We start from the raw sequence: 25,013 nt of genomic DNA, 5'->3' as shown, positions 1-25,013 counted from the left end.
GCTTCAATGTGACTTTGTCGCTGTTTCTTTGCCTTCTTTAATTGATCTGTTTAAATTAATAAAACTTTGCGTTTAAGAATTTATATCACGAAGACTATGAATATTTGTAAAGCGATTACAATCAGTTTGATATATTGAATTTACGAAAATGAAAATATTATTTTAAAATTATTTGGAGGTCATAGCTTTCAACACGGCATTCTTTATCGAAGCCTCTTTAAAACTCCAGTATTCACTTTTTTCAGGCATCTGATTTTCTAAAATGACCAAAGTAGTATCTGTAGAAGGAAAGTAGACATTAAGGCAGGTGAATCCATCACCAAGTCCCGTCACTGCAAAATAATCAAGACCTGCTTCTTTGATAAACCTTATGTTATATCCAAATCCCATGCTTTCTTTTCCAAAGACATTGTGCTGGGAGCTGGTGGAAGGGGTCAGGATCTGCTTTTGAAATTCCGGAGAGAGAAGCTTTCCTTTAAATAATTCATCGTCCCATTTTGCAAGATTCTGCACCGTAGAAATAACACCCGCAGCAGAAACAATATCATCATTCAGAAATGACTGTTTCACCTTTTCAAACTGATTGTTTTCGTTCATATAGCCAGGAACAACGGGTTGATTGTTCTTTGCATTGTACACCAGTGTTTTATCCATTTTCAGTTTTTTGAAAAGAGAAGTGGCAAGCTCTGTGAAATTTTTCCCTGTAGTATTTTTAAGGATTTCCCCTAGCAGCATATAGGATAAATTACCATATTTGAACTGGGAACCGGCTTTGAAAGCTGTTGGCTTATTGATATCTGTAATACCATGAGTATGATTCAGAAGATGATGAATGGTAACTGTATCTGCCCAGCTTTGGGTAAGAGAAGGAAGATACTTTCTGATAGGTGTATGAAGATTCAGTTTCCCCTGTTCGGCAGCCTGTAAAATCAAAACGGCGGTAACCTGCTTTGAATTGGACATGATTTCAAACTGGTCATCTGTTTTCAAAGGGATTTTCTTTTCGAAATCTTTGTAGCCATTGGATTTCAGATATTGGATTTTTCCTTTCTGGGTAACCAACACAACGCCATTGAATGCTATCGGACTGGAAGCTGTTATAATACTGTCAATTTTATGAGTATAAGTCTCTTTTTTCTGAGCGGCAAAGGGAATAGATAAAAGGACTGCAAATGCGCCAGTGAAGAATAGTTTTTTTGTGATCATTACTTTTTTTGGTAAAATTCATAGGTTGCTTTCGAGATGTCTGCAATAATTGCTTCTGCATTTTCAAACTTTTCATAGGTGTCATGAAGAAAAACAGCAATGTATATCTTTTTTTTGTCTGAAAGCTCAATAATTCCAAAATCATTGATAGCGCCTGTCATTCCTTCTTTATTCGTAAAAGACGTTCCTGTTCTGTGCGCTACTTTTACGTGTGGCGGGAGATTGCCTTTAAGCCTTTTTGGTCCGGCAGTGTTATTGAGCATCGTGTTATAAAGCCACAGAGTATGTTCTTTGTTCAGTATTTTTTTATTGTTGAATGCCTCAAGAAGCCGGATCGCTTCGTTGGGTGTTATTTTGTTTACAAACTGAGATTCCCAGTCTTTATGCATATCCTCTTCATTGTTTTGAATGATACAATCTTTACTGTTGACCAGCTTCTGAATAGGCTCCGGCCCACCAACCAGCCTCATCAGGATATCACTGATATTGTTGTCACTGTATGAAACAATCCATCTCAGCGCTTCTTCCACACTGATTTCTATATTACCTTCAGGATGTTCTTTTTTGAACGGGCTCCAGGTATCTTCAAGAAGTTCTTCTTTTTTAATGAATAGTTTCTGCTGTAAAGAAAGTTCACCCTTTTCTACTTTCTTCAACACTGTTAAAGCAATAGGAAACTTTACCGTACTGAGCATAGGATACAGCTTATTACCATTAATCTGCATTGTTTCTTTCGGATAAGGTCCAATGATTGAAACACCTACATCAGCCTTCTTATTGGAGATAATGGATTCAATGGTTTTCTTAAGATCTGGAAGCTTTGTGTTCTGCGAAAAAAGAGGTAGACTGACCAGGAGAGCGAATAATGCAAAAATAATTTCTTTCTTCATTTGAGTCTGGCTTTAAAGTTTTTTTGATTTCCAAATATAATGTATTTCCGCTCCTTCTTTTATTGTAAATATTTTAATAATTTAGTTTTATGAAAATTAAAATTATTAGTCTTTTTATGATTCTTTTCAGCATTCTTTCCTGTAAAAAAGATAAAGAATATCCGAAATATGTTGAGCTGCAATCCGGTGGTGGAGAATATTCACTTTATATAAAAAACGGAACCTTTGAATTTTTGAAAACAGAACTTATAAGTTATGATCAGATCATAACAGCTCCATTTTCAGAAGGGAAATATGAAATATCAGGAGATGAACTGATTTTAAAAAGCGGTAAAGGGAAAAAATATACTTTCAAAATAGGAAATGAAGCAGAACTGATTCCTGAAAAAATGGATTCTTTAAAAGAGCTGAAAGGTTTGTATCCGATTCAGATTCTTCACGATAATAAAATGCCGAAAGAAATGGGGCGACTGGATTCTTTAGGCAGAAAAAATGCACTGTGGCTTTATTTCAATGAAAAAGGGAAGGTCATCAACCAACGGTTGTATAAAAATGGTGAACTGGTGAAGGACAATTATAAGTCTGATATTATTGTGAAATAGATAGATGACGCAAAGTTTTTTTTACCTATACAATTTTTGAGGAAGTAAAGGTGGAATCAATTATATTGATTCTGTTTAAGCAGATATATTATCATACAACTTTACAATTAATAACAAAGGCACCATTTACTTGTAAATGATGCCTTGTCACTGAATATATTTGAATGTAAAATTGTTTTAGGTTTATCTATTCATTCTGTTTGATTTGTGGGTTATTATTAATCTCTTTATTTGGAATTTGAAATCTGAATTTATCAGGAGTAAGATTGAACCTTCCAAAAGTATGATTCGTTCCTGTGTATACTCTTTCTAAAGGAGTATTTAATCTTTTCATATCAAACCACGCGTAGCCTTCACCCCAAAGTTCTATCCTTTTCTGAAGAACGATCTCATTGATAAGCGCACTGCCTGACTTTGTAGAGAGTGTATAAGCCTTATCTCTTTTCGAAGTAATGTCAAATAATACCTGTCTTGCTTCCGCTTCTCTTCCCTGTCTGGCAAGGGCTTCAGCCTGTACATAATATAATGAGGAAGCTCTGATGTAAATATAATCTCCCTCAAAAAGAGTAGGATCTTTAAACTTCCAGCTTACATAAGGCGGATAATTTTTCGTTTTTCCGTTAAAGGTATAAGCCGCAGCCTGACTGCCATTGAACACTTTTTTACGGTAATCTGTTTCCGGAATTGCTTCATAAAGACGTTTGTCGATCAGTTTACGGATCTGTGCAGCTCCGGCATATCCTTCGTTGGTATTATCAAACATCGAGAAGAATGAGGCATAATAATTTCCGATACTCATGGTAGAAATTGTATTATGAAAACCCCATATTACCTCAGGATTATTGATGTTTGAAAATCCGGTAGTAGTATAATCATCCTCTGTCATAAGACCAATTCCCTGTTTACTTTCTTCAGCATATTGAGCTGCTTTGATGTAATCTCCTGTTTCTAGGAATACTTCGGCGGCAATTGCCTTAGCTGCTCTTCGGTCGATCTGAGCTTTGGACGGACGGGCATAAGTATCTAAAAGTGTAATAGATTCCTCAATATCATTCTTGATTTGCCCATACACCTCAGCAACAGTTGATCTCGGAAGCCCCTGGCTTGGATTTTTTGCGGTAAGCACCAATGGAAGTCCCGGTTCAGCCTGATGGCCGTTATAATCATTGGCATAAAAACGAACCAGATAAAAGTAAGAATATGCTCTCAAAGCCAGTAACTGTCCTGCAATTGCTCTGTTTTTTGCATTTGCATTTTTATCCAAATCATCAAGCAGCTTATTAATCACAAATATTCTTGCATAAAAAGTGGTCCATACAATTTCAGAAGCAATATTACTGGCATTAGTAGCTTCATAATTATAAAACATTCCCAGATGCTGGTTTGTAGACTGGATGACGTCATTTGACATCAGATCAGCACCTGATTTAATTCCCATGATTCCGAAATCTGAGTGAACGGTAGTACCGCCGGCGCCATTGCTTCGAAGATCAAGATAAATTCCTCCGAGGATTTTTTCCGGACTGGAAGAGTCGTTATTCAGCTGTTCACCGGAAATATCGCCTTCCGGTAAGGTATTAAGGTCATTAGCACAGCTGTTAGTTATCAAACTAATTGTTACAGCTGTTATAAAGTATTTTATTTTGTTCATTCCTGTTCTTTTAAAAATTAAGTTTAAAGCCTAAAGAGACACTTGACAGCAGAGAATATCGGTAGGCATCAGAAACTCCTGTCAATGAAGCTCTTGGATCATATCCTTTTCTCTTAGACCACAGGTACAGATTGTTTCCTGTTACATAGATTTTCAGACCTGATAAACCTGCCTGCTGTGCAAAACCATCAGGAAGTTGATAGGAGAGGGTGACATCCTGAAGACTGATATAATCCGACTTAATCAGATAAAGCGTTGAATTTCCGTTCTGGTTTGTAGCGGTAAGATCTACTCTCGGCAGCGCTGCAGTCGGATTTTCAGGAGTCCATGTTTTATCCAGATCCGTTGAATAGTTAGATCCATAGCTGTCAGAATGGAATAAGCTTCTGTAAATATCATCATATCCATATCCTCCGAACTGGTACGCAAAATTCACTGCCAGATTGAATCTCTTATAGCCAAAATCTGTTCCGAATCCACCATACACCTTTGGAATGGCTGATTTACCAGTGTTATAATCCGTAGCTTCCTTATAATTGTTGGTGACTGTTCTTTCTTCCTGATGAGTGACAGGGTTTATTGCAGTACGATACCATAAAGCGTCACCGTTTTCAGGATTTACCCCAGCAAATTCTTTCAGGAAATACGTGTAGCGGTCTCCACTTTCAGTAAGGATAAACAATCCGGAAACCAAACCTGTATTCCTTTGCTCAGCTGGTAATTTTGTAATCTTATTTTTATAATGAGTAGCATTGGCGTAAAAGCTCCACTGGAATTCATCACCACGGAGAATATCCACACTTAGATTGGCCTGAACCCCTCTGTTGGTCATATCCCCGATATTTCCATATTTCACATAAGAGCCTGCATTGGACGGAGGAAGAGGCAGCGTATAGATCATATCCGATACTTTCCTTTCAAAATAATCAGCATTCAGGGTTATTCTGTTTTTTAAAAGTGACAATTCAAAACCGGCATTCAGGTTTTTGGAGGTTTCCCATTTTAAATCCTTATTTCCTTGTTTTTTAAGCGAAAGAACAGGCTTGTCGTCCCCGAAATTATTAATTCCGTAGATATCCTGGTACGCATAATAATCTCTGTTGGAGCCTCCTAAAAGAATATTGTCATTTCCCTGCTGGCCGTAAGACGCTTTTAATTTTAAAGAATTGATCGCGCTGTTGTCCTTAAGGAAATCTTCTTTTGCAATATTCCAGGCCAGGCCCAATCCATAGAAATTTCCCCATCTGCTTTCCGGAGAAAAGACCGAAGAACCGTCTCTACGGATATTGGCATTGAAGAAATATTTCCCGTCATAATTATATAGTAACCTTGTGAAATATCCTTCTACAGCATATTCATAACCGCTTCCTGATAAATCTGTAATTTTCACGGCATTATCAAAAGACTGAGAGTCAGGTAATAAAAGCTGTTGTTTTGATCCGGAAAAGCCATCATCTTTTATCTTATTCAGTTCATGCCCTACAAGAAGATTGAAGCTATGATTCCCAAGTTTTTTCTGATAGGTAAGCAATTGTTGGTGGTTCAGGGTGTATTTAAAATTTGAACCTTGTGAAATAGTACCGCCTACAGAAGATGAAGTTCCTCCTTCCGTATTTCCGAACTGAAGGTTTCTGGTATTCTCAAGATAGGCTCCGAAGTTGTACATGAAATCGAGTCCTTTGATGATTTCATAATTTAAACCAAGGTTAAGGTTGGTGATATTGCTGACGATCTGAGACTTATCTTTCTGAAGATTGCCGACAGGATTTTCAAAAACGGCATAGGATCTTGTTGCTCCGTTGGGCCCCTGTCCGTCTCCATAGTCGTATAAGGCATTTCCATTGTTGTCATACAATCTCTGGTAATTGTTATCTCTAAGGAAAACAGGATAGAAAGGAGCAATATTTCTGGCAAACTGGAAAGGGTTGGAAAAGCCTCCTGTTTCCCCAAAATCCTGCTTGCTGTAAGTATAAGACAACGCACTGGTCAACTTCAGTTTTGATGTAATAGAATAATCTACATTCGATCTTATCCCGAATCTTTCAAAACCTGAAGAGATTAAATACCCTTTATCATCCAGATAATTAAGGGAAGTGTATGATTTTACCTGATCACTATTGGCATTGATACCAACGGTTGCCTCTCTTCGCAAAGACGGTCTGAAAAGCAGTTTTTTCCAGTTGTCCTGATACAATAGCTGTGCATCCGGATTGAAAGATTCATCTTTTGAAATCAGTTGATTAAATGCTGTATTATAAACATTATATCCTAATTTGTTCAGTGCTGCAAGTCCCACATCATGTGGACTAGCACCGGAAGGAACCGCTCCTGGCTGCTTTAGTCTTGCGATTTCGCCAATTCTGGCTCTGTTATAATAAGCCGTATAATAATCCTGCGGAGAAGTATAAACGGAATAATCCTCAATAGATCTGAAATTGACACCGGTTCTTACATCGGCTTCAATACTTACACCTTTACTCTTTCCTCTTTTTGTATTCACAATAATCACCCCATTGGCCCCTCTGGAACCATATAAAGCATTAGAAGAAGCATCTTCAAGAAAAGAAATACTTTCAATATCTGATGCTGCTATACTGTTCAGGTTTCCGCTGTAAGGGATGCCATCCAATACAATCAGCGGGTCGCTGGAAGCGTTGATGGAACCTATTCCTCTCATTCTGATGGTAGGCTGAGAACCCGGCTGGCCGGAAGAGATTACCTGTACCCCCGCTACTTTTCCTCCAATTCCCTGAAGGATATTTCCATTCTGAAGATTAGACAGGTCTTTTGCCTTTAATGACTGTACAGATCCTGTGATTTCTTCTTTTTTCTGTTTCCCGAAGGCTACCACCACCACTTCCTTTATCGAAGTTTCTTTGGAAAGGCTGTCTTTAGTTTGGGCATAGCCATATTCCGCGAATAGGAGTAAAGCCAATACACCAAGTTTACATTGTTTCTTTTTCATTATATTAATCTAGGTTTAAAACTGAACTGTGTATTACTGTTGATCTTCCCGTAAAAATGTAGCTTTCCGCCTCCTTTTTCAGGGAGGATTTCAATAGCGAAAGATTAAAGTTTACAGGAGATATACCCGGATGAAAGAAGCCTTGAACTTTTGGGCTTTAATTCCTACAGTAATGAATGTATCTCTTAGAAAGTTATGACATCATCATTGTGCACATCATATCAAAGCACATGTCTTGAGAAATACAGGTGTGCTGTGAAAGGCTGGACTCTACAGAGCACTTATGGTGTGTAGGAGCTGTTGCCGAGATGGTGCATACGTAAGAATCAAAGTGGTTCTTATTCATGAGAATAAAGTTTTTGTTTTTTTTAACTGGGTCAAAATTATTTAATAATTGATGAACCCCGGTAAAAGGAGCGTATGAGATAAATCATATTAACCTACTAAATTAGTAGACTGTTGAAGTATTACAAAATTATATTAATTTATTTAATTGGTAATCAGTGTTTTGTGTTGTTTAGTAAAATGTTAAAATAATTATAAAAAAGCTGCATCTGAAGCTGTAAATTAAAATTAATACTATAAGTCTATTTGTTTTGTAGACTTTTATTTATTTTATAGCATTGTGAGCCATGAGAAAATGCATTAGGAGCTTATCCTGCTATCCGCTCATACTCCTCGCACCTGGCTGAATCCATTGCCTGCTGTGGGGTAACCGCTGCTATCAGGGCTAGGGATGGTTTGAATTATAAATTATAAATTATGAGTTCTGAATTGTGATGGGAGAAAATCTGCTTTAGCCAAAACCTATAAAAAAGAAGTCTACCTTTCGATAGACTTCTTATGAAAACAAGATTAAAATATGGATTTATTCTTTCTTAATATCCGGAACCACCAAAGGAGCCTGATCCCAGCCACCGCCTAAAGCTCTGTATACTGCAACACTCGCTTTAAGCTGATTTACTTTCTTTTCCACCAGCTCAAACTTAGATTCCAGTGCATCACGCTGAGTCAGTAAAACTTCCATATAATCAGCACGGGCATATTTGAACAGGTCGTTGGAAATATCAATCGACTTGGTTAAAGCATCCACTTCCTTCGATTTGATGTTCACACTACTTTCCAGATTATGGATTTTGGACAGCTGATTTGCAACTTCAATATAAGCCCCCAAAATAGTCTGTTCATAATGATACACCGCCTGAATCTGCTTAGCATTGGCATTGTAATAAGCAGCTTTAATTGCCCTTCTGTTAATCAATGGAGCGGTAAGTTCTCCCGCAAGAGAAAACAAAAACGACTGAGGCTTGATGATATACAAAGGATTAAAAGCCTGTAACCCAACTCCTGCAGAAAGATCAAGGGAAGGGTAGAACCTTGCTTTGGCTGCTTTAATGTCAAGTTTAGCTGCCGCAAGTTCGTACTCAGCCTGTTTAATATCCGGACGGTTTTCCAGAAGTTCAGACGGAATGCCGCCATACACAGCTTGAGGAACAACAGAATCAAATGAATTCTGACTTCTTTCTACATGCTGAGGAAATCTTCCTACAAGGAAATTGATTCTGTTTTCCGTCTCAACAATTTTTTGCTGGATATCATACTGCATTCCCTGAGTTTTCAAAACCTGAGCTTCAAATCTCTGTACCGCCAGTTCATTGGATCGGGCATTCTTTTTTAAATCCCTGATAATTTCCAATGCATCATTCTGAATCTTAATATTTTGATTTAAAATAACAAGTTCATTATCCATGGCCAGTAATTCATAATAAGAATCGGCAATTTCTGAGATCAGATGGGTAGTCATGAAATTTTTTCCTTCAATGCTGGCAAGATATCGCTGTACCTGAGCTTTGGTTGCATTATGAAGTTTCCCCCAGATATCTGTTTCCCATTTCGCCTGGGCACCCACACCAAAGTCGAACAAAGGTTCAGGCATTTCCCTGCCCGGTTCTATTTCCGTATTGGCCTCCATAGCACCAATATTGGTATAACGGCTCACCTTATCTACTCCGACTCCGGCTTTTAAACCTACAGATGGAAGATATTCACCTTTTCGGGCTTTGATTTCATTTTTAGACATTTCAATTTCCTGAAGAACAATATTCAGTTCCTGATTGTTCTGAAGAGCCTGGCTGATCAATTCCTGAAGTTGAGGGTCGCTGAAATATTCATTCCATTTCAGTTTTCCGGTATTGATGGTATCATTTTCTGCTGAACCATATTTTTCGGGAACAGTTTTGTTCTCAGTTCGTTGTGCTATTTCTATAGGTTTACAGGCAGTTAGACTTAATAAGACGACTGCCAGACCTGCATATTGATATATTTTTCTTTTATTCATAATGGATCATGTCTTCGCTTAATGGAGATTCATCTTCGTCTTTGATCATTTTTTTACCGTCAGACCATTTGGCAAATATGTAGTAAAGCCCTGGGATCACAATAACTCCGAATAGAGTTCCTATCAGCATTCCTCCCAATGAGGAAGCTCCGATGGTATGATTTCCGATGGCTCCGGCACCTCTTGCAAAAACAAGCGGAACCAAACCTGCAATAAAGGCAAATGAAGTCATCAGGATCGGTCTGAAACGGGCTTTGGCTCCTTCCACCGCTGCATCCAGAATAGAATCACCACCCTGGCGTCTTTTCACCGCAAATTCTACAATAAGAACTGCGTTTTTACCTAATAATCCGATAATCATAATTAGTCCTACCTGTGCATAGATGTCATTTTCCAGTCCCATTGCTTTTAATAATAAGAAAGATCCGAAAACTCCCACCGGAAGTGAACAAAGTACAGCAAACGGAATAAGGAAACTTTCATACTGAGCTGCCAGAACCAGATACACAAACACAAGAACGACAAGGAATACATAAATGGCCTCATTACCACGCTGAGCTTCATCATAAGACAATCCTTCCCACGCTACTTTATATCCGTGAGGAAGTGTTTTTGCCGCAGTTTCATTGATTGCCTGAATAGCAGCTGCAGTAGTATATCCTGCAGCCGGAAGACCACGGATGGCAGCAGAGTTGTACATATTATAGCGGGTAATTTCGTTAGGTCCCTGAGTTTTTTTCATCGTCATAAATGCAGAATAAGGAACCATTTCATCACGGTCATTTTTCACATACAGATTCATAATATCCGTTGGAAGCCTTCTGAACTCAGGAGATGACTGTACATATACTTTAAAGAACTGTCCGAAACGGATAAAGCCCTGTTCATAGGTACTACCGATCAGAATGTTGAGGTTATCCATTGCTTTTCCGATGGAAACCCCTTTCTGCATCGCAGCATTATTGTCAAATACCAATTCATACTGAGGGTAATTGGCGGCAAAGAAGGTAAATGTTCCTGAAAGTTCTTTACGTTTTTTAAGCTGTGCGATAAAGTCTTTATTGGCCTTATCAAATTCCTGATAATCGGTCGTTCTGTTCATATCCAGCAACCTCATAGAGAAACCTCCCGAAGATCCGAATCCCGGTACAGCGGGTGGTTCAAAGAATTCAATAGTTGCTCCCAGATCTTTTGACTTTTCTTCAAGCTCCTTCATGATTTCTTTTACTGATTGCTCACGATCGTTCCAGCTTTTAAGATTAATCAGACAGGTACCAGCATTAGATCCACGTCCTTCCGTCATAATTTCATATCCTGCCAGTGATGATACAGATTCTACACCATCAACTCCCATACAGATTTTCTGCAAGTTTCGGGAAACTTTATTGGTCTGCTCCAGAGTAGAACCCGGAGGTGTCTGAATAATAGAATAGATGGTTCCCTGGTCTTCATTCGGAATAAATCCGCCCGGAAGAACTTTATTGATGATGAAAATTCCTGCACAGAAAGCAATCAGAATTCCCCATGTCACCATTTTTCGGTTCACAATCTTTCTAAGGAATGAAGCGTATTTGCCTGTCACTTTATCAAAACCGCTGTTGAAAGCATCTAAAGATTTTGTGAAGATATTAGATTTTTTAGGCTTACCATGGTTGTTCTTTAAAAGCATTGCTGCTAAAACGGGAGTCAGGGTAAGTGCTACCACAGCTGAAATAACAATAGAACTTGCCATGGTAATAGAAAACTGACGGTAGAAAGTACCTACAGGCCCTGTCATAAACGAAATCGGAATAAATACCGCTACCATTACGGCAGTAATCGCAATAATAGCTCCAGCAATTTCACCCATTACTTCTTTTACCGCTTTATAAGGAGAGATGTCGCTTCCTTCCATTTTGGCGTGAACGGCTTCAATAACAACAATCGCGTTGTCAACAACAATTCCGATTGCCAGTACCAATGCAAAAAGGGTAACAAGATTAATCGTTAATCCGAAAAACTGAATGACAAAGAAAGTCCCGATCAAAGAAACCGGTACAGCAATAATTGGAATCAGGGTAGAACGCCAGTCGCCAAGGAAGATAAAAACTACAATGGCAACCAGGATAAATGCATCCCTCAACGTATGCATTACCTGCTCAATAGAAGCATCAAGGAACTGCGAAACGTCATAACTGATCTTGTAATCAACCCCAGGGGGGAAATTTCCTTTCATTTCTGCCAGCTTTGCTTTCACATCTCTGATCACGTCATTGGCATTACTTCCGTAGTTTTGTTTCAATACGATAGAGGCTGAAGGATGGCCGTCAAGATTGGAATAAATATCAAAAAATTCACTTCCCAGCTCTACTTTGGCAATATCTTTCAGTTTTACATTTTCTCCTTCAGCATTAGAACGTACAATGATATTTTCATATTCTTCCGGTTTGTTGTACTGTCCTTTATAAGTCAGTACATATTCCAGTGACTGGGCTGCAATACCGGAACTTTGCCCGATTCTTCCCGGACGTCCGATAATACTTTGCTCGCCAATGGCTTTCATCACCTCATCTACAGAAATAGAATAGGCACGCATACGGTCAGGATTCAGCCAGATACGCATTGCATATCTTCGGCTTCCCAGAATCTGAGATTTGGCAATTCCATGAATACGGTTAATTTCCGGAATGATATTCACCATAGAGTAGTTATACAGGAACTTTTCATCCATGCTTTTATTGGTACTGTAAAGATTCACGTACATCAGCATACTCGGCTGAATCGGGTTGACTACAACTCCCTCTTTCTGTACAAGCTCCGGCAGTAAAGGCATTACCTGATCCACTCTGGTTTTTACCAGAACTACTGCTTCGTTCGGATCGGTTCCGGGATCAAAGACTACGTTTACGGTAGCTTCTCCGGCACTTGTAGCGTCGGTAGTGATGTAGCGCATTCCCTGAACACCATTGATGGCATTCTCAATCGTAATCAAAGACGATTTTACCAGTACGTCAGCACTTGCACCCGGATAGGCGATAGACACAGCTACTGTGGTAGGGGCAATTTTAGGAAACTGCTCGGTAGGAAGCTGCTTCATAGCGATACCTCCCATAAACAGAATAACAACCGATATTACGATAGCGAAAACCGGTCGGTGTATTACTTTTTTAAACATAATGCTGTTTTTGGGTTATTCGGCGTACAGATCCAGGTTCGACATCACTTTATCAGGCTTTTGGTATTTTGATCCTATCTTTTGGTTTTCCTGTACCATTCTAAGACCTTCCAGAAGAATTCTGTCATCCTTGGCAAGCCCGGAAGCAACTACATAAATATGTGGTAATTCAGCAGCTACTTTTATTTCTCTTGCATGTACCTTGCTATCTTTGCCAATCACATAGACATATTTCTTTTCCAGCTCTTCGAAAGTAGCTTTCTGAGGAATCATCATCGCATTGGCATACGGTGAAGTAATGACAATGTTTCCGGTTTCCCCGTATCTTAACAGTCCTTTAGGATTGGGAAATGTTGCTCTGTAGGCAATATTTCCTGTTTCGTTGTCAAAATCAGATTCTATGGTTTGTACAATACCGTCTTGTGTGAATTCTTTGCCATTGGCCATTCTCAGGCGGACATGCATGGGATTACTATCCTTTTTTGCATCCATTTGATTAAGATATTCAGCTTCCGGAACATTAAAATAAACCCACATTTTACTGTTGTCTGAAAGCTCAGTTACCAGTTCTCCTTCATCCACAAGGCTTCCTTTTCTGACATGTAATTTTCCTACAATTCCGGTAAAAGGAGCACGGATTTCTGTGAATTTTAAATGTGTATTCATTGAAGCAAGTTCAGCCTGCGCTTTTTCATACTTTGCTTTAGCCATAGCCATTTCCTGTGGGGCAACAATGTTTTTGTCGGAAAGGTTTTTGGTATTCTGATATTCTATCTGTGCATATTTGGATTCTGCTTTTGCGCGGTTTACATCAGATTCATAAAGATTAGGCATGATTTTGAACAGCAGCTGTCCTTTCTGAACGAATTGTCCCTCATCCACATAAATAGACTGAATGTATCCTCTTTCCTGGGCACGAAGCTCAATATGATTGATAGAACGGATTTGTGCAACATAATCTTTGTTGACTAAAGTATCTTTTATAAGCGGGCTTGTAACGTTGAATGACGCTGCTTCTGTTTTTTCTGTTTTTTCAGATTGGCAGCCTGCAAACAAGAAAATAAGGCACAGGTTGATATACATGAGACTTTTCTTGACCATGATAATATATTGTTTTATAATAATTTATAATTGAAAAAATAGAGTTACCTGCTCTCAAACAAAATTTGAAAGCATATAAGAATTTTCGAAAAAAATATTATAAAATCACAGTCTGATGACCCTGTATTGGATATACAGATCATCATATAAAGGCTTTAAATGCTCTGCTTGAGCGAGTGAAACAGCAATTTGTCTGTCGTGAAATGTAGTGACGAAGCCGGAGATCAGATGCCAGAAGCCATCTTTAAAAAGTGCCAGAAGTTCTGTAGAGCCTGATGTTTCTACATTTTCGTCATTCTCGTTTTCGTTTTCAGAAAGATTAGCTCTGATTTTGTTGTAGCGGGGATGGCTGATATGATAAGCATCATTTGCTTCCTGATTTTTAAGAAATGCAAAAGATTCTTCGATGCTTTTTTTCTCGTGAACCAGAAGGTCAGAGGTGAAATGAAGACCGGAAGGAGTATCAGTTGAGATATACTGCTGGATTTGCCCATAATACCAACCTAAAACGGTAAGCAAAGCAAACAACAAGCTGTACAAATATTGATAAAATCTTTTCCGCATCCCAGAGGCAAAGGTAGGTAAACTTCAAAATAAGTGCAACCGTTCTGGATTAAAAAAGTGTTAAAAAGAGCTTGTTTATTGAAAAAAATACATCTATTTCACAAATTGTCTTTTTTGGCTAAGAAGAAGATAGATCCGGCGAAATCTTCTTTACGTGCATTTCGGAATTTTACATCAACAAAAAAATTAAAGAAATGAATATTGTTTTAACAGGTTCGATCGGGAATATCGGGAAACCACTTACAAAAGAATTGGTACAAAAAGGACACTCGGTAACAGTGATCAGCAGTAATGAGGACAGAAGGGCCGCTATTGAAGTGCTGGGAGCAAAAGCCGCTATAGGAAGTATGTTTGATGCAGACTTTCTCACCGAAACATTTACAGGTGCAGACATTGTTTATTTAATGGAAACAATGGAAGCGGCAGGAGATATGTTTGATAAAAACATTGATTTTATTGGAAAGATCAGTGAAATAGGCCGCCATTACAAAACTGCCGTGGAGCGCTCAGGAGTAAAAAAGATCGTCCATCTCAGCAGTATTGGTGCCCATACAGATAAAGGGACGGGCATTATTGTTTTTCATCATCATGTAGAACAGATTCTGATGGAGCTGCCGGGTGATATTGCGATTAAATTCATTCGTCCTGTCGGGATTTATTTCAATATGTTTTCGTTCATCTCTACCATAAAAAATAAAGGTGCTATTATTTCCAACTGGGGTGGCGATCAGAAAGAACCTTGGGTTTCTCCGCTGGATATTGCAGATGCTGTAGCTGAGGAAATTGAAAAACCATTTGATGGAAGAACGATACGGTACGTGGCCAGTGATGAGGTTTCTCCTAATGAAATTGCAAAAGCTTTGGGAGAATCAATTGGTAAGGCAGATCTGCAGTGGAAAGTAATTTCAGACCAGGAATTATTGAAAAACTGGCTTGATATCGGTTTCAATGAACAGGTGGCCAAAGGTTTTGTAGAAACACAGGCAAGTCAGGGAAGCGGAATGTTGTATGAAGATTATAATCAGCATCAACCTGTTTTAGGGAAAGTAAAACTGGCAGATTTTGCAAAAGAATTTGCTGCTGCTTATCAAAATGAAGAGGTGTAAAATAGTGAACCACAAAAGTCACAAAGTTTTTAAACACTTTATTAGCTCTAGAGGATATTCTTGCGTAGAGTAAGTACACATATGCTTTTTAAAATCTTTGATTTTTATAGTGCGCTACATTAACCGCAAACATCTGTGAAAATCTGCGAGATCTGTGGGAAATAAATCCACAAAAGTCACAAAATTTTAAACACTTTAGTAGATTTAGAGAATATTCTTGCTTAGAGTAAGTTCACATAGGCTTTTTAAAATCTTTGATTTTTTATAGTGCGCTACATTAGCCGCAAACATCTGTGAAAATCTGTGAGATCTGTGGTAAATAAAACCACAAAAGTCACATAAGCTTTTAAACACTTTAGTAGATTTAGAGAATATTCTTATGGAGAGTAAGTTCACATAAGTTTTAAAAAAATATAAGATATTAACCGCACCATCCGTGAAAGTGTATGTCTCTTGTAGTTTAATAACTTGTAAAACAATTTGTAAATTTATAGTATGGAGCAACGGGTCACAAAAAGAATAAAAACCATCACAGAATTTCACCGTTCAAGAGGATTACCACCTCCTGAACATCCGCTCATCAGTGTGATTGATTACAAAGATGTTAAACGGCCTGAGGATATCGGAGAGGTCAACTGGATGCTGGATTTTTACCAGATTTCTTTAAAAATTGGAATGAATGGCAAGCTGAAATATGGCCAGCAGGAATATGATTTTGACGAAGGAACTCTGTTTTTTATTTCCCCGAATCAGGTTTTCAGAATTGAAGCAAATTCAACTCTGCAGGAGAAACAATCCGGTTGGATGTTGTTGATTCACCCTGATTTTCTGTGGAATACTTCATTGGCGAAAATCATAAAACAATATGACTTTTTCGACTATTCAGTGAATGAAGCGTTGTTTCTTTCAAAAAAAGAAGAGCTTACCATCAATGGAATTATAGAAAATATTGAACAGGAATATCATGCGGCGATCGATAAATTCAGCCAGAATATTATCATCTCCCATATTGAAACACTGCTCAATTACTCCGAAAGGTTTTATGAAAGGCAGTTTATCACCAGAAAAATAGCCAATCATACTATTCTGAACCGGTTAGAAAATTTATTATCTGATTATTTCAATGATAATGATTTGATTTCAAAAGGATTGCCCACTGTACAGTTTACGGCCAAAGAGCTTGGGATCTCACCCAATTACCTTAGCCGATTGTTGACGACTCTTACCGGACAAAGCACTCAGCAGTTTATTCATGATAAATTGATTGAAAAAGCGAAAGAAAAACTCTCTACGACAGATCTTTCAGTAAGTGAAATTGCTTATGAACTGGGCTTTGAGCATCCGCAGTCTTTTACAAAACTGTTTAAAAATAAAACCCGGCTTTCTCCGCTGGAGTTCAGAACTTCTTTTCAGTAGAATAAAAAAATAAGATTCAGACAGCATTATTATAATCAATAATGCTGTTTGGATTTAATACCTGTTTTATTGTATTTGTTCCGGTATTCGATAGGGGATAACCCCGTAATTCTGCGGAATATTTCACGAAAGGCTTTTACATCAGAATATCCAGCTTCATACATGACTTCATTGATGGTTTTCCGGGAGATTTCCAGTTCTTTTTTTGCAGATTCTATCTTTACCCTTTGCTGATATTCAAGAGGAGTATTACCGGTTGCTTTTATAAATCTTCGGTCAAAACTACGTCTTCCGACCGTCAATTTTCTGGAAAGCTCTTCCATGGATATTTTCTCAGAGAAATTCTTTTCAATGTATTCCTGAGCCTGGATAATCATTTCATCACCATGCGATTTCTGCCCGTTAAAGATGATGAAATCCGACTGCGTTTCTCTGTCGATGTCAATTTGAAATATCTTGGAACAATAAATAGCCGTTTGCCTGTCATAATATTTTTCAACCAGATAAAGAAGAAGGTTTAAGAAAGAATAGCCTCCGCCATTCGTATAAATACCATGTTCATCTGTAATGATTTTTTCTGCCCTTACATTCACTTTGGGAAACAGCTTTTTAAAATTAGCAACCGTATTCCAGTGGATAGAACAGCTTTTTGAATCCAGAAGCCCTGTAGAAGCCAATATATAAGCTCCTGTACACATGCTGGCTACATCCGCTCCCTTTTTATACTGGTCTGATATCCAATGGACAAGTGCTGTATTTTGGTCTTCTATTTTTGTGAAATTCGGAGCAATGGCAGGGATGACGATCAGATCGGTTTTCTGGATGACTGCAATATTTTTTTGTGGAATAACAGTAAGTAAACCATTCACAAAATCAGACTGCTGGGAAACTCCGGCCAGTTCTATGGTAAATACTACATCTTTATTGTTGTGACTGTAATATCTGTTGGCTTCCGTAAAAATATGATAGGTACCTACAATGCAGGATAATGTATTGGGAGCTGTCTGTGCATCGGGAACTAATATGGTTAAATGTTTCATATCGCAAAATTTAAAGATGAATAAATTGTGCCGGTTGTAACCTCATCTGTATCATACAAATATAAAAAAATAAGATGTCCGGATCAACCTCTTATAATGTCTATTTTACACCCCTTACAGGTCTTTCTATGTTCTTACCTTTGGATAAGTAAATAAGATAATACAATCTGAAAAGATGGTAGAAAAGTAAAAATGAACACTAAAAAAAATAATATTATGAAATCACAGGATTTTACAACAAGTATTACCGTTGATGCTACGCCACAACAGATATTTGATGCCATTAATAATGTCCGGGGCTGGTGGTCTGAAAATATTGAAGGATCTACCTCTATACTGAACAGCGAATTTTCCTATCATTACCGGGATGTGCATCGCTGTAAGATAAAAATTACAGAACTACAGCCCAATACCAGAGTGGTGTGGCATGTTCTGGATAATGATTTTAACTTTATTGAAGATAAGACAGAGTGGGTAAACACTCATATCATTTTTGATATCCATGAAAAAGAGGGGAAAACAGAATTGATATTTACCCATCAGGGGCTGGTTCCTGAAGGCGAATGTTACGAAGTCTGTCATGACGCCTGGACTCATTATATTCAGGGCAGTTTGAAATCTCTTATCACAACAGGGCAGGGTAAGGCAACTCCCAAAGAAGATTTTTCAGCACCTGATCACCAGGAAATAAACACAGATACGAAAAGCATTTATCATAGATTGCTCATTACCGTACCAGTGGAAAAAGTATATGAAGCTATCACTACCCAGGAAGGATTAGCCGGATGGTGGACTCCGGATACGGAAGCCAAAGCTGAGATTGGGAGTATATTAAGGTTTGGTTTTGGTCCTGATTATTTTAAAAATATGGAAGTGATAGATTTGAAACCTTATAGTCTGGTGAAATGGCTTTGCGTCAAAGGATTTGAAGATTGGATTGGCACAACTCTTACTTTTGAACTGGAACCGCATAAGAAAGGCTGTATTTTATTATTCCATCATGATGGCTGGAAATTTTACAATTCAGAATTTGCATCCTGCAGTTTCGACTGGGCCTTATTTTTCAGAAGCTTGAAATCTCTCTGCGAAATCGGAAAGGGCTTTCCTTATCCGGATTTTGATAAAATAAATTAATGATCTACTCAATAATTATCTTATTCCGGATTGTCAGGATGTATAAAAATAGATGATTCTTATCGTTTTGATAAAAAAATAATAAAATAGGGCTGTCTTTCAGGTAAGGCAGCCTTTAAAGTAAGATTGTTTTTGTAACTCAGTGAATTGCATTGGCTGCGGACTCTGAAAAACTGTTTCTGAAATTTAAAAAATTGATAATTCTCATCATTCTTAATGAAATTGGTGTTCTTTTACAGAAAAATTAATTATATTTTTGGTAATTATTTATCTGCACAATTCTTTATCAAGGGCGATAAAGGATAACAATTGTAGAAAACCACACCAATAGTATGATGAAAAAATACCTTACTTATATAGCACTTTTGGGAGCACCTTTGTTTTGGGGACAAAATAAAGTGACCGAAATATCTGCTTACCAGCAGAATTGGAAATCGTCAGAGAAAGAAAATCAGGATATGGCATTTGATGCTGATATAAAACTGTCTGATGCTGAAACAGCTTTGGATAAAAAGATATTTCAGGTGCGTAAGCAGTTTCTGAGTGAAACAGAATCCAAAAAAATATCTTTATACAACAGTTCTTTTTATGAAATAAAATCATTAATAGAAGGCAGTAAGCTGTATGAAGTCTTACAGAACATGCCGAAAGGAGGATTGCTGCATACCCACAGCGGAGGAATAACGGAAGTGAAATGGATCATTTCGGCTGCCAGAAAATACCAGGAATGCTACGTTTACGATCAGAAAGATAATGATCAGTTCATTTTCGGACAGCTGGCTTTTTTTGAAAAAGGAAAAGTGCCGAACGGATTTGTCAGTCTTGATAAAAAACTGAGCTCAAACCCGGATTTTGAAAAAGAACTGCAAGATCTTCTTACTCTGAAACGTGATAATCTATGTTCTTACACAGATTATTGGATTGAATTTGAAAAACGTTTTAAGCGTATCAATCTGTTGCTTCCTTATCGTCCTTTCTTTAAAGAATATTATTTGAAAGGATTCCAGGATTTGATCAAAGATAAAGTACAGCATGTAGAAATCAGATATATTTTTGATGAGCTTTATGATTTCCAGCACGGGAAATACCCTTTGAATACTTCCATCACTGATCTGCAGGATATTCTTAAAGAAGTACACAAGTCTGATCCTCAGTTCACTCTGAAACTGATCTATTCAAGCTTTAAATTCCTGGATAATGAAAGTATCGGAAAACAGCTGGAAACAGCATTTCAGATGAAGAAAGAATTTCCGGATATGATTTCAGGTTTTGACCTTGTAGCAGATGAAGCTGCAGGACATAACATCAGTTTTTTTGAGAAAAACTGGGCAAAACTGAACGAGCTTAATAAAAAGTACGGCGTGGAACTTCCTCTTTTCCTTCATGCCGGAGAAAGTAACTCTGCCCTGAATAAAAATGTTCTGGATGTTGCTTTATTAAACAACAAAAGAATTGGTCACGGACTGAATCTTATTTATTTTCCAAAAACAATGGAGCAGATCAGAAAGCAGAATAAACTGGTTGAAGTAAGTCCCATCAGTAATCAGGTCCTGGGGTATGTAAGTGACTTTAGAAACCATCCTGCCAGAGTATTAATGAGCAATGGAATACAGTGTTCCATCAGCAGTGATGATCCATCAGTATACGGATATACAGGTCTTAGCTACGATTTTTGGGTAGCATTGGTGTATTGGGAACTGGACGTAAAAGCGTTGAAAAAATTGGTTTTAAACTCCATTAATTATTCTTCTCTGAATGAAAATGAGAAAAAGAAATCACTAATCTATCTGAATCAGCAATGGAATGATTTTGTCCAGAAAACAAATCAGAAATTGAATTAATTGGGGCTTTCCTGAAAAAAATAAAATCGCATTATTGACTTAATAATGCGATTTGTCTTTTAATAGAAGAATATATAATCAAAGGAAGCTATTTTTTAAACTTTAATCTGGATAATTCCTTTTTTACCATAGAACCTAATTTTGAAGGACTTACTTTGGTCAGCATTAGCGATTCACAGCCATTGAAGACAGCAAAACGTTTTACAGTTTCTACAAAGGGTGTAAGCCATACTTCCGGAGCTATAGTATGGTTTTCAATATGCAAATGGATAAGCTCAAACTTTTTTTCCTTTCTGTGCGCTTTACAGTCAACCCTTCCGATAAACTGATCACCGAAAAGGATCGGTAGGCAGAAATAGCCATACTGTCTTTTTTCTTTTGGAGTATAGCATTCCAATCGGAAATCAAAATCAAAAATCTGCTTGATCCGGTCACGGTGAATAATAGAATTATCAAACGGTGACAGCAGCCATACATTGGAGTCTGTCTGATCAAAGGTTTTTTCCAGCAGATCATTTTGAACAAAAACAGAATTTCCTCCATCAACCTTAACTTTCGAAACTCTCTCTTCTTCCAACATATTCTGCAATACTTCATTGACATTTTTCTTAAGGTCAGTTCCTTTACGAAGATGGGTAATTTGTTTTACCGTAGTAAATCCATAAGCGCGCAGATTGGTTGTTACCAAATATTCCGCCAGCTCAAATAGAGTCGGTTCCGTAGTATCAATGGAAGATGGCAAGACTCTTTCAGCCAGATCATATGTTTTCTGCATACCGGAACGTCCGCTGATCATCAGGTCTCCCTGCATGAAAAGCCTTTCAAGAGCTAGTTTTGCTGGCTTCCAGTTCCACCAGGTTCCTGTTTTATGGCTTTCATTTTCGAAATCTCTTGCCCGTTTAGGACCTTCATTGCGGATGGTGTCTGTGACATATTCCATTACTTTCGGGTCTGCATTGTAGTAACGGGATTCTCCCCGTTTGATGCTCAGCATTTGGGGCAAAACATACCTGAAATCCTGCATAGGAAGATAGGATGCAGCATGAAACCAATATTCAAATACCTGACGTTCTTCTACTAGTTCTTCCAGATAATTTGCCTGAAAGTCTGGGATTCTCGTCCAAAGCGTATGATGATGGGCGCGTTCCACCATAGAAAGTGTATCAATCTGTAGGTATCCAAGATGCTTCAATGCATTCAGAACTGCTTCTTTTCCGGTTCCGAACGGTGTATTTTGTGTTAATCCCTGACGATCTAATGTTGTAAGCTTTAAGTGCTTCAATGACAACTTCTTTTCCATATGTTAAATTCAAAGCAAACAGGTTTGAGGATGTTTTTTCAAATATAATGATTTGACCAAATAGCAGTAAGGTGAAGAATCAGTTGTTCTGGTCGTTGTCCCTTTTCAATTCCCTTTCAATTTCATCCACATAAGGTAAAGGAAGATGAAAGCTTTCATCAATGTATTTCCTGATATTTTCATCAGTTTTGCCGTTTACCTTTCTGATAAAAAGTTGATTTCCGGATTTTAAGGATTCAATATAATTGAATGTAGCCTGTGTATTTTGGAAAATTGATTTCTCAAGTACCGCTCTTTTATCATCATTGATGATGATATCATTAAATGAGGTATTCATAAGAACAGTCTGAAAAAATGATTCTGCCGGTAAAAAAGTATGCAGATAATAATCTTCAAAATCCAGTACAGTGGTATTATTGGTTAAAAATACGCAGGTCTCTCTTGTGAAAATAAACCATTTTCCGCCGATAAAAGGGATCACATCGTTCATGAATGCTCTTTTGTGAATGAAAGAGGAGATCACATGGGCCAGTTCTGTGAAATAATTTTGTATTCTTTGCAGAGTATCCGGTCTGTAAAATTTCTGGTCGTAATAAAAAAGATAATTTCTGTCTTTATTGACGGAAAGAAATTGACGGATGATATTTTGTGATTTCAGAGGATAATCTTCACCGCTTAGATTAATAAAATAATCCCATTCTTTGCTTACATTTAAAAGGAATTCCATAGCATTCAACTCTGCCTGTACCATATTGAAGCCCCCTGAAACAATATTCAGGCTGTCCAGAATATAGACATTGGGAAACTGAACTATATAGAGCTGTATTTTTTCAATGAAATCGGGCTTAGCTTTTCTGTCGATATGGATAAGGTAAAACTGATCCCTTGTATAAATCTTCTGAAACATTTCCTTAAATACTTCAGGTTTATGATGTAGCATAATGAAATAAGCTATCCTTACATGCGGGCCTGTATGTGATTCTAGCGTTTTGGGGTAAGGTTTTGCTGTAGGAGCAGAGGTTTGCATGATTAGGAGTTTAAAATCATCAGCGCCGGCAAATAATTTGTTAATTGCTAGAAGGTAAGAATAATTTTTTGATAATCAATCAATTAAATAGAATTGTGTTTGTTTTTTTTTATTGTATTTTTGGAGAACATTTATAAAACAGGTCACTGCCTTTGCTATTCTGTAATAGTTTAAAATCACATTTTTTTCTTTCAGTTTTGCTTTTTCAGCTACCAATTTATAGTCTTTGTTTCCTGGGCAGAAATCTGAGATTATAAAGTTCTATTGTAGAGGAGCGATGCGTCATGGCTGAATAATCCGTAATATGTTAAAGGATTATTGTTGCCAAAACAAGAAAAAGATGAGCAGAAAAGAATATTCTTTATTTGTTTATCCTTACCATATAAGAACTCAAATTCTGGTCAACAGATTTGCTTACAAAATACCGGAAAACCGGAATTTATAATGAATTTTAAAAATTTAAATTTAATTAATCCTATTATCCGTGCAGTGACGGAAACCGGATATTCCAAACCTACTGAAATACAGTGTAACGCTGTTCCTCCTATTTTAGAAGGAAGAGACGTTGTAGGATCTGCTCAGTCTGGTACAGGAAAAACAGCAGCATTTGTGATGCCTATTTTGCAACTGCTGAAAAGACATACTCCAGAACATAAAGAAATACGAATTCTAATACTTACACCAACATCGGAATTGGCTATACAGCTAGAAGAAAATCTTGGTATTTACAGTAAATACTTACCTTTGTCTCAACTTTCTGTTTATGAAGGTATTCCCATAGGAAGCCAGCTTGCTGCTCTGAGAAAAAGAGTAGATATTCTTGTGGCAACACCAGGAAGACTGCTTGATTTGCAGAATCAGAGACATATTGATCTTTCCAAAATTGAGATATTGGTATTAGATAAAGCAGATAAAATGCTTAATATGGGATTCATTAATGATGTGAAAAATGTGGTAAAACTGCTTCCCCAGAAAAGACAGAATCTGTTTTTTTCTACAACAATGCCAGGAAGTGTAAGACATTTTGCCGGAACAATACTGAACAATCCTGTGGAGGTTATTGTCAGTCCGGTTTCTTCAACAGCGCAGACGGCTAAGCAGGCGGTTTGTTTTGTAGAAAAAGAAAAGAAAACAGATGTGCAGGCTGATGCACTGCAGAAAAAAAATATAAGATCATTGGTTTTTACACGTACTAAACATGTAGCCAATAAACTGGTTCAGCAGCCGTAGAACTTCCGGAAATTTCAGAAAATCCGGAATAGAAAGAAATGCTATTTTTATAAATAGAATCTGTAACGTTTACAGACTATAATATACAATTTTTTAATAATAATTACAATGCAAGAAGGCACCGTAAAATTTTTCAATGAAGCAAAAGGCTTCGGTTTTATTACTCCAGCAGATGGAAGTAAAGATATATTTGTACATTCTTCAGGATTAACTACAAGATCAATCCGTGAAAATGATAAAGTAGTTTTTGATGTACAAAAAAGTGATAAAGGCTTAAATGCTGTTAACGTAAAGTTAGCATAATTAAAGTCTTGCTTGCAGGAATATTACAATAACATTCCTTCCCATATTAAGTCTCATATTTTTTATACACATTCAAAACCCATAGAACCTGGTATCAGGATCTGTTGTTTGAAAAGTATAAGAAATATGCAGACTTAATTTACAA

18 protein-coding genes are annotated in these 25,013 nt (G+C 37.4%); 7 read left to right on the top strand and 11 right to left on the bottom strand.

The genetic code is table 11. The features are described from left to right. Positions 1-168 precede the first annotated feature (168 nt). Positions 169-1,206 (bottom strand): serine hydrolase domain-containing protein, encoded by a 1,038-nt coding sequence (locus GFU89_RS19730; protein WP_318848754.1) that lies wholly within the window; start codon positions 1,204-1,206, stop codon positions 169-171. Beyond that, on the bottom strand, positions 1,206-2,096 hold the full coding sequence (bla, locus tag GFU89_RS19725; protein ID WP_318848753.1) for a class A beta-lactamase: 891 nt from the start codon (positions 2,094-2,096) through the stop codon (positions 1,206-1,208). The genes GFU89_RS19730 and bla overlap by 1 nt, the downstream gene beginning before the upstream one ends. Before the next feature lie 89 nt (positions 2,097-2,185). Here bla and GFU89_RS19720 point away from each other — a divergent pair, with 89 nt between their 5' ends. Next, entirely contained in the window at positions 2,186-2,698 is a 513-nt protein-coding gene (locus GFU89_RS19720; RefSeq protein WP_318848752.1) for a hypothetical protein, read from the top strand. Positions 2,699-2,885: 187 nt separating this feature from the next. On the opposite strand, the gene GFU89_RS19715 is transcribed toward GFU89_RS19720, so the two are convergent. The 6 genes from GFU89_RS19715 to GFU89_RS19690 all read right to left on the bottom strand — a co-directional run bounded on the left by GFU89_RS19715 (position 2,886) and on the right by GFU89_RS19690 (position 14,471). After that, entirely contained in the window at positions 2,886-4,349 is a 1,464-nt protein-coding gene (locus GFU89_RS19715; protein ID WP_318848751.1) for a RagB/SusD family nutrient uptake outer membrane protein, read from the bottom strand. 10 nt (positions 4,350-4,359) lie between these two features. After that, positions 4,360-7,314, bottom strand: coding sequence for a SusC/RagA family TonB-linked outer membrane protein (locus GFU89_RS19710; RefSeq protein ID WP_318848750.1), 2,955 nt, complete (start codon positions 7,312-7,314; stop codon positions 4,360-4,362). Positions 7,315-8,182: 868 nt separating this feature from the next. Then, the gene (locus tag GFU89_RS19705) at positions 8,183-9,652 is read right to left on the bottom strand and encodes a TolC family protein (protein ID WP_318848749.1); all 1,470 of its coding nucleotides are present in this window, start codon (positions 9,650-9,652) and stop codon (positions 8,183-8,185) included. Next, positions 9,645-12,806 (bottom strand): efflux RND transporter permease subunit, encoded by a 3,162-nt coding sequence (locus GFU89_RS19700; protein ID WP_318848748.1) that lies wholly within the window; start codon positions 12,804-12,806, stop codon positions 9,645-9,647. The genes GFU89_RS19705 and GFU89_RS19700 overlap by 8 nt, the downstream gene beginning before the upstream one ends. A 15-nt stretch (positions 12,807-12,821) precedes the next feature. Then, positions 12,822-13,907, bottom strand: coding sequence for an efflux RND transporter periplasmic adaptor subunit (locus GFU89_RS19695; RefSeq protein ID WP_318848747.1), 1,086 nt, complete (start codon positions 13,905-13,907; stop codon positions 12,822-12,824). A 105-nt stretch (positions 13,908-14,012) separates the two neighbouring features. Beyond that, positions 14,013-14,471, bottom strand: a complete 459-nt coding sequence (locus GFU89_RS19690) for a hypothetical protein (RefSeq protein WP_318848746.1) — start codon at positions 14,469-14,471, stop codon at positions 14,013-14,015. A gap of 194 nt (positions 14,472-14,665) precedes the next feature. Between GFU89_RS19690 and GFU89_RS19685 the strand changes: the two genes are divergently transcribed. Together GFU89_RS19685 and GFU89_RS19680 are read left to right on the top strand one after the other, a co-directional pair. Beyond that, entirely contained in the window at positions 14,666-15,577 is a 912-nt protein-coding gene (locus GFU89_RS19685) for an SDR family oxidoreductase (protein ID WP_318848745.1), read from the top strand. A 495-nt stretch (positions 15,578-16,072) separates the two neighbouring features. Further along, positions 16,073-16,993, top strand: a complete 921-nt coding sequence (locus GFU89_RS19680) for a helix-turn-helix transcriptional regulator (protein ID WP_318848744.1) — start codon at positions 16,073-16,075, stop codon at positions 16,991-16,993. Between the two features lie 35 nt (positions 16,994-17,028). On the opposite strand, the gene GFU89_RS19675 is transcribed toward GFU89_RS19680, so the two are convergent. After that, positions 17,029-18,033 carry a GlxA family transcriptional regulator gene (locus tag GFU89_RS19675; RefSeq protein ID WP_318848743.1) on the bottom strand — a complete coding sequence of 335 codons (1,005 nt, stop codon included), beginning with the start codon at positions 18,031-18,033 and terminating at the stop codon, positions 17,029-17,031. A gap of 216 nt (positions 18,034-18,249) precedes the next feature. On the opposite strand from GFU89_RS19675, the gene GFU89_RS19670 reads away from it, so the two are divergent. Continuing rightward, a complete protein-coding gene (locus GFU89_RS19670) occupies positions 18,250-19,167 on the top strand; it encodes an SRPBCC domain-containing protein (RefSeq protein WP_318848742.1) in 918 nt (305 codons plus the stop codon). Between the two features lie 332 nt (positions 19,168-19,499). Continuing rightward, positions 19,500-21,008, top strand: a complete 1,509-nt coding sequence (locus GFU89_RS19665) for an adenosine kinase (RefSeq protein WP_318848741.1) — start codon at positions 19,500-19,502, stop codon at positions 21,006-21,008. Positions 21,009-21,096: 88 nt separating this feature from the next. On the opposite strand, the gene GFU89_RS19660 is transcribed toward GFU89_RS19665, so the two are convergent. After that, positions 21,097-22,308: a winged helix-turn-helix domain-containing protein gene (locus GFU89_RS19660; protein ID WP_318848740.1), complete on the bottom strand. Its 1,212-nt coding sequence runs from the start codon at positions 22,306-22,308 to the stop codon at positions 21,097-21,099. Positions 22,309-22,387: 79 nt separating this feature from the next. Beyond that, positions 22,388-23,335 (bottom strand): beta-1,6-N-acetylglucosaminyltransferase, encoded by a 948-nt coding sequence (locus GFU89_RS19655; protein ID WP_318848739.1) that lies wholly within the window; start codon positions 23,333-23,335, stop codon positions 22,388-22,390. A 444-nt stretch (positions 23,336-23,779) separates the two neighbouring features. Here GFU89_RS19655 and GFU89_RS19650 point away from each other — a divergent pair, with 444 nt between their 5' ends. Continuing rightward, a complete protein-coding gene (locus GFU89_RS19650) occupies positions 23,780-24,565 on the top strand; it encodes a DEAD/DEAH box helicase (RefSeq protein ID WP_318848738.1) in 786 nt (261 codons plus the stop codon). Positions 24,566-24,673: 108 nt separating this feature from the next. After that, the gene (locus GFU89_RS19645; protein WP_318848737.1) at positions 24,674-24,868 is read left to right on the top strand and encodes a cold-shock protein; all 195 of its coding nucleotides are present in this window, start codon (positions 24,674-24,676) and stop codon (positions 24,866-24,868) included. Positions 24,869-25,013: the final 145 nt, after the last annotated feature.

Origin of the sequence: Chryseobacterium sp. JV558, from assembly GCF_033712365.1 — a bacterium.
Classification (GTDB): domain Bacteria; phylum Bacteroidota; class Bacteroidia; order Flavobacteriales; family Weeksellaceae; genus Chryseobacterium.
The sequence above is the reverse complement of the archived record's forward strand: the minus strand, read 5'-3'. Positions and strand labels throughout refer to the sequence as shown.

Bases quoted from the DNA above. Each gene is read 5' to 3' on its own strand.
- GFU89_RS19695 (WP_318848747.1), bottom strand. From the start codon at position 13,907: ATGGTCAAGAAAAGTCTCATGTATATCAACCTGTGCCTTATTTTCTTG.
- GFU89_RS19715 (WP_318848751.1), bottom strand. From the start codon at position 4,349: ATGAACAAAATAAAATACTTTATAACAGCTGTAACAATTAGTTTGATA.
- GFU89_RS19670 (WP_318848742.1), top strand. From the start codon at position 18,250: ATGAAATCACAGGATTTTACAACAAGTATTACCGTTGATGCTACGCCA.
- GFU89_RS19685 (WP_318848745.1), top strand. From the start codon at position 14,666: ATGAATATTGTTTTAACAGGTTCGATCGGGAATATCGGGAAACCACTT.
- GFU89_RS19720 (WP_318848752.1), top strand. From the start codon at position 2,186: ATGAAAATTAAAATTATTAGTCTTTTTATGATTCTTTTCAGCATTCTT.
- GFU89_RS19710 (WP_318848750.1), bottom strand. From the start codon at position 7,314: ATGAAAAAGAAACAATGTAAACTTGGTGTATTGGCTTTACTCCTATTC.
- GFU89_RS19675 (WP_318848743.1), bottom strand. From the start codon at position 18,033: ATGAAACATTTAACCATATTAGTTCCCGATGCACAGACAGCTCCCAAT.
- GFU89_RS19730 (WP_318848754.1), bottom strand. From the start codon at position 1,206: ATGATCACAAAAAAACTATTCTTCACTGGCGCATTTGCAGTCCTTTTA.
- GFU89_RS19700 (WP_318848748.1), bottom strand. From the start codon at position 12,806: ATGTTTAAAAAAGTAATACACCGACCGGTTTTCGCTATCGTAATATCG.
- GFU89_RS19665 (WP_318848741.1), top strand. From the start codon at position 19,500: ATGATGAAAAAATACCTTACTTATATAGCACTTTTGGGAGCACCTTTG.
- GFU89_RS19690 (WP_318848746.1), bottom strand. From the start codon at position 14,471: ATGCGGAAAAGATTTTATCAATATTTGTACAGCTTGTTGTTTGCTTTG.
- GFU89_RS19660 (WP_318848740.1), bottom strand. From the start codon at position 22,308: ATGGAAAAGAAGTTGTCATTGAAGCACTTAAAGCTTACAACATTAGAT.
- GFU89_RS19680 (WP_318848744.1), top strand. From the start codon at position 16,073: ATGGAGCAACGGGTCACAAAAAGAATAAAAACCATCACAGAATTTCAC.
- GFU89_RS19655 (WP_318848739.1), bottom strand. From the start codon at position 23,335: ATGCAAACCTCTGCTCCTACAGCAAAACCTTACCCCAAAACGCTAGAA.
- GFU89_RS19645 (WP_318848737.1), top strand. From the start codon at position 24,674: ATGCAAGAAGGCACCGTAAAATTTTTCAATGAAGCAAAAGGCTTCGGT.
- bla (WP_318848753.1), bottom strand. From the start codon at position 2,096: ATGAAGAAAGAAATTATTTTTGCATTATTCGCTCTCCTGGTCAGTCTA.
- GFU89_RS19705 (WP_318848749.1), bottom strand. From the start codon at position 9,652: ATGAATAAAAGAAAAATATATCAATATGCAGGTCTGGCAGTCGTCTTA.
- GFU89_RS19650 (WP_318848738.1), top strand. From the start codon at position 23,780: ATGAATTTTAAAAATTTAAATTTAATTAATCCTATTATCCGTGCAGTG.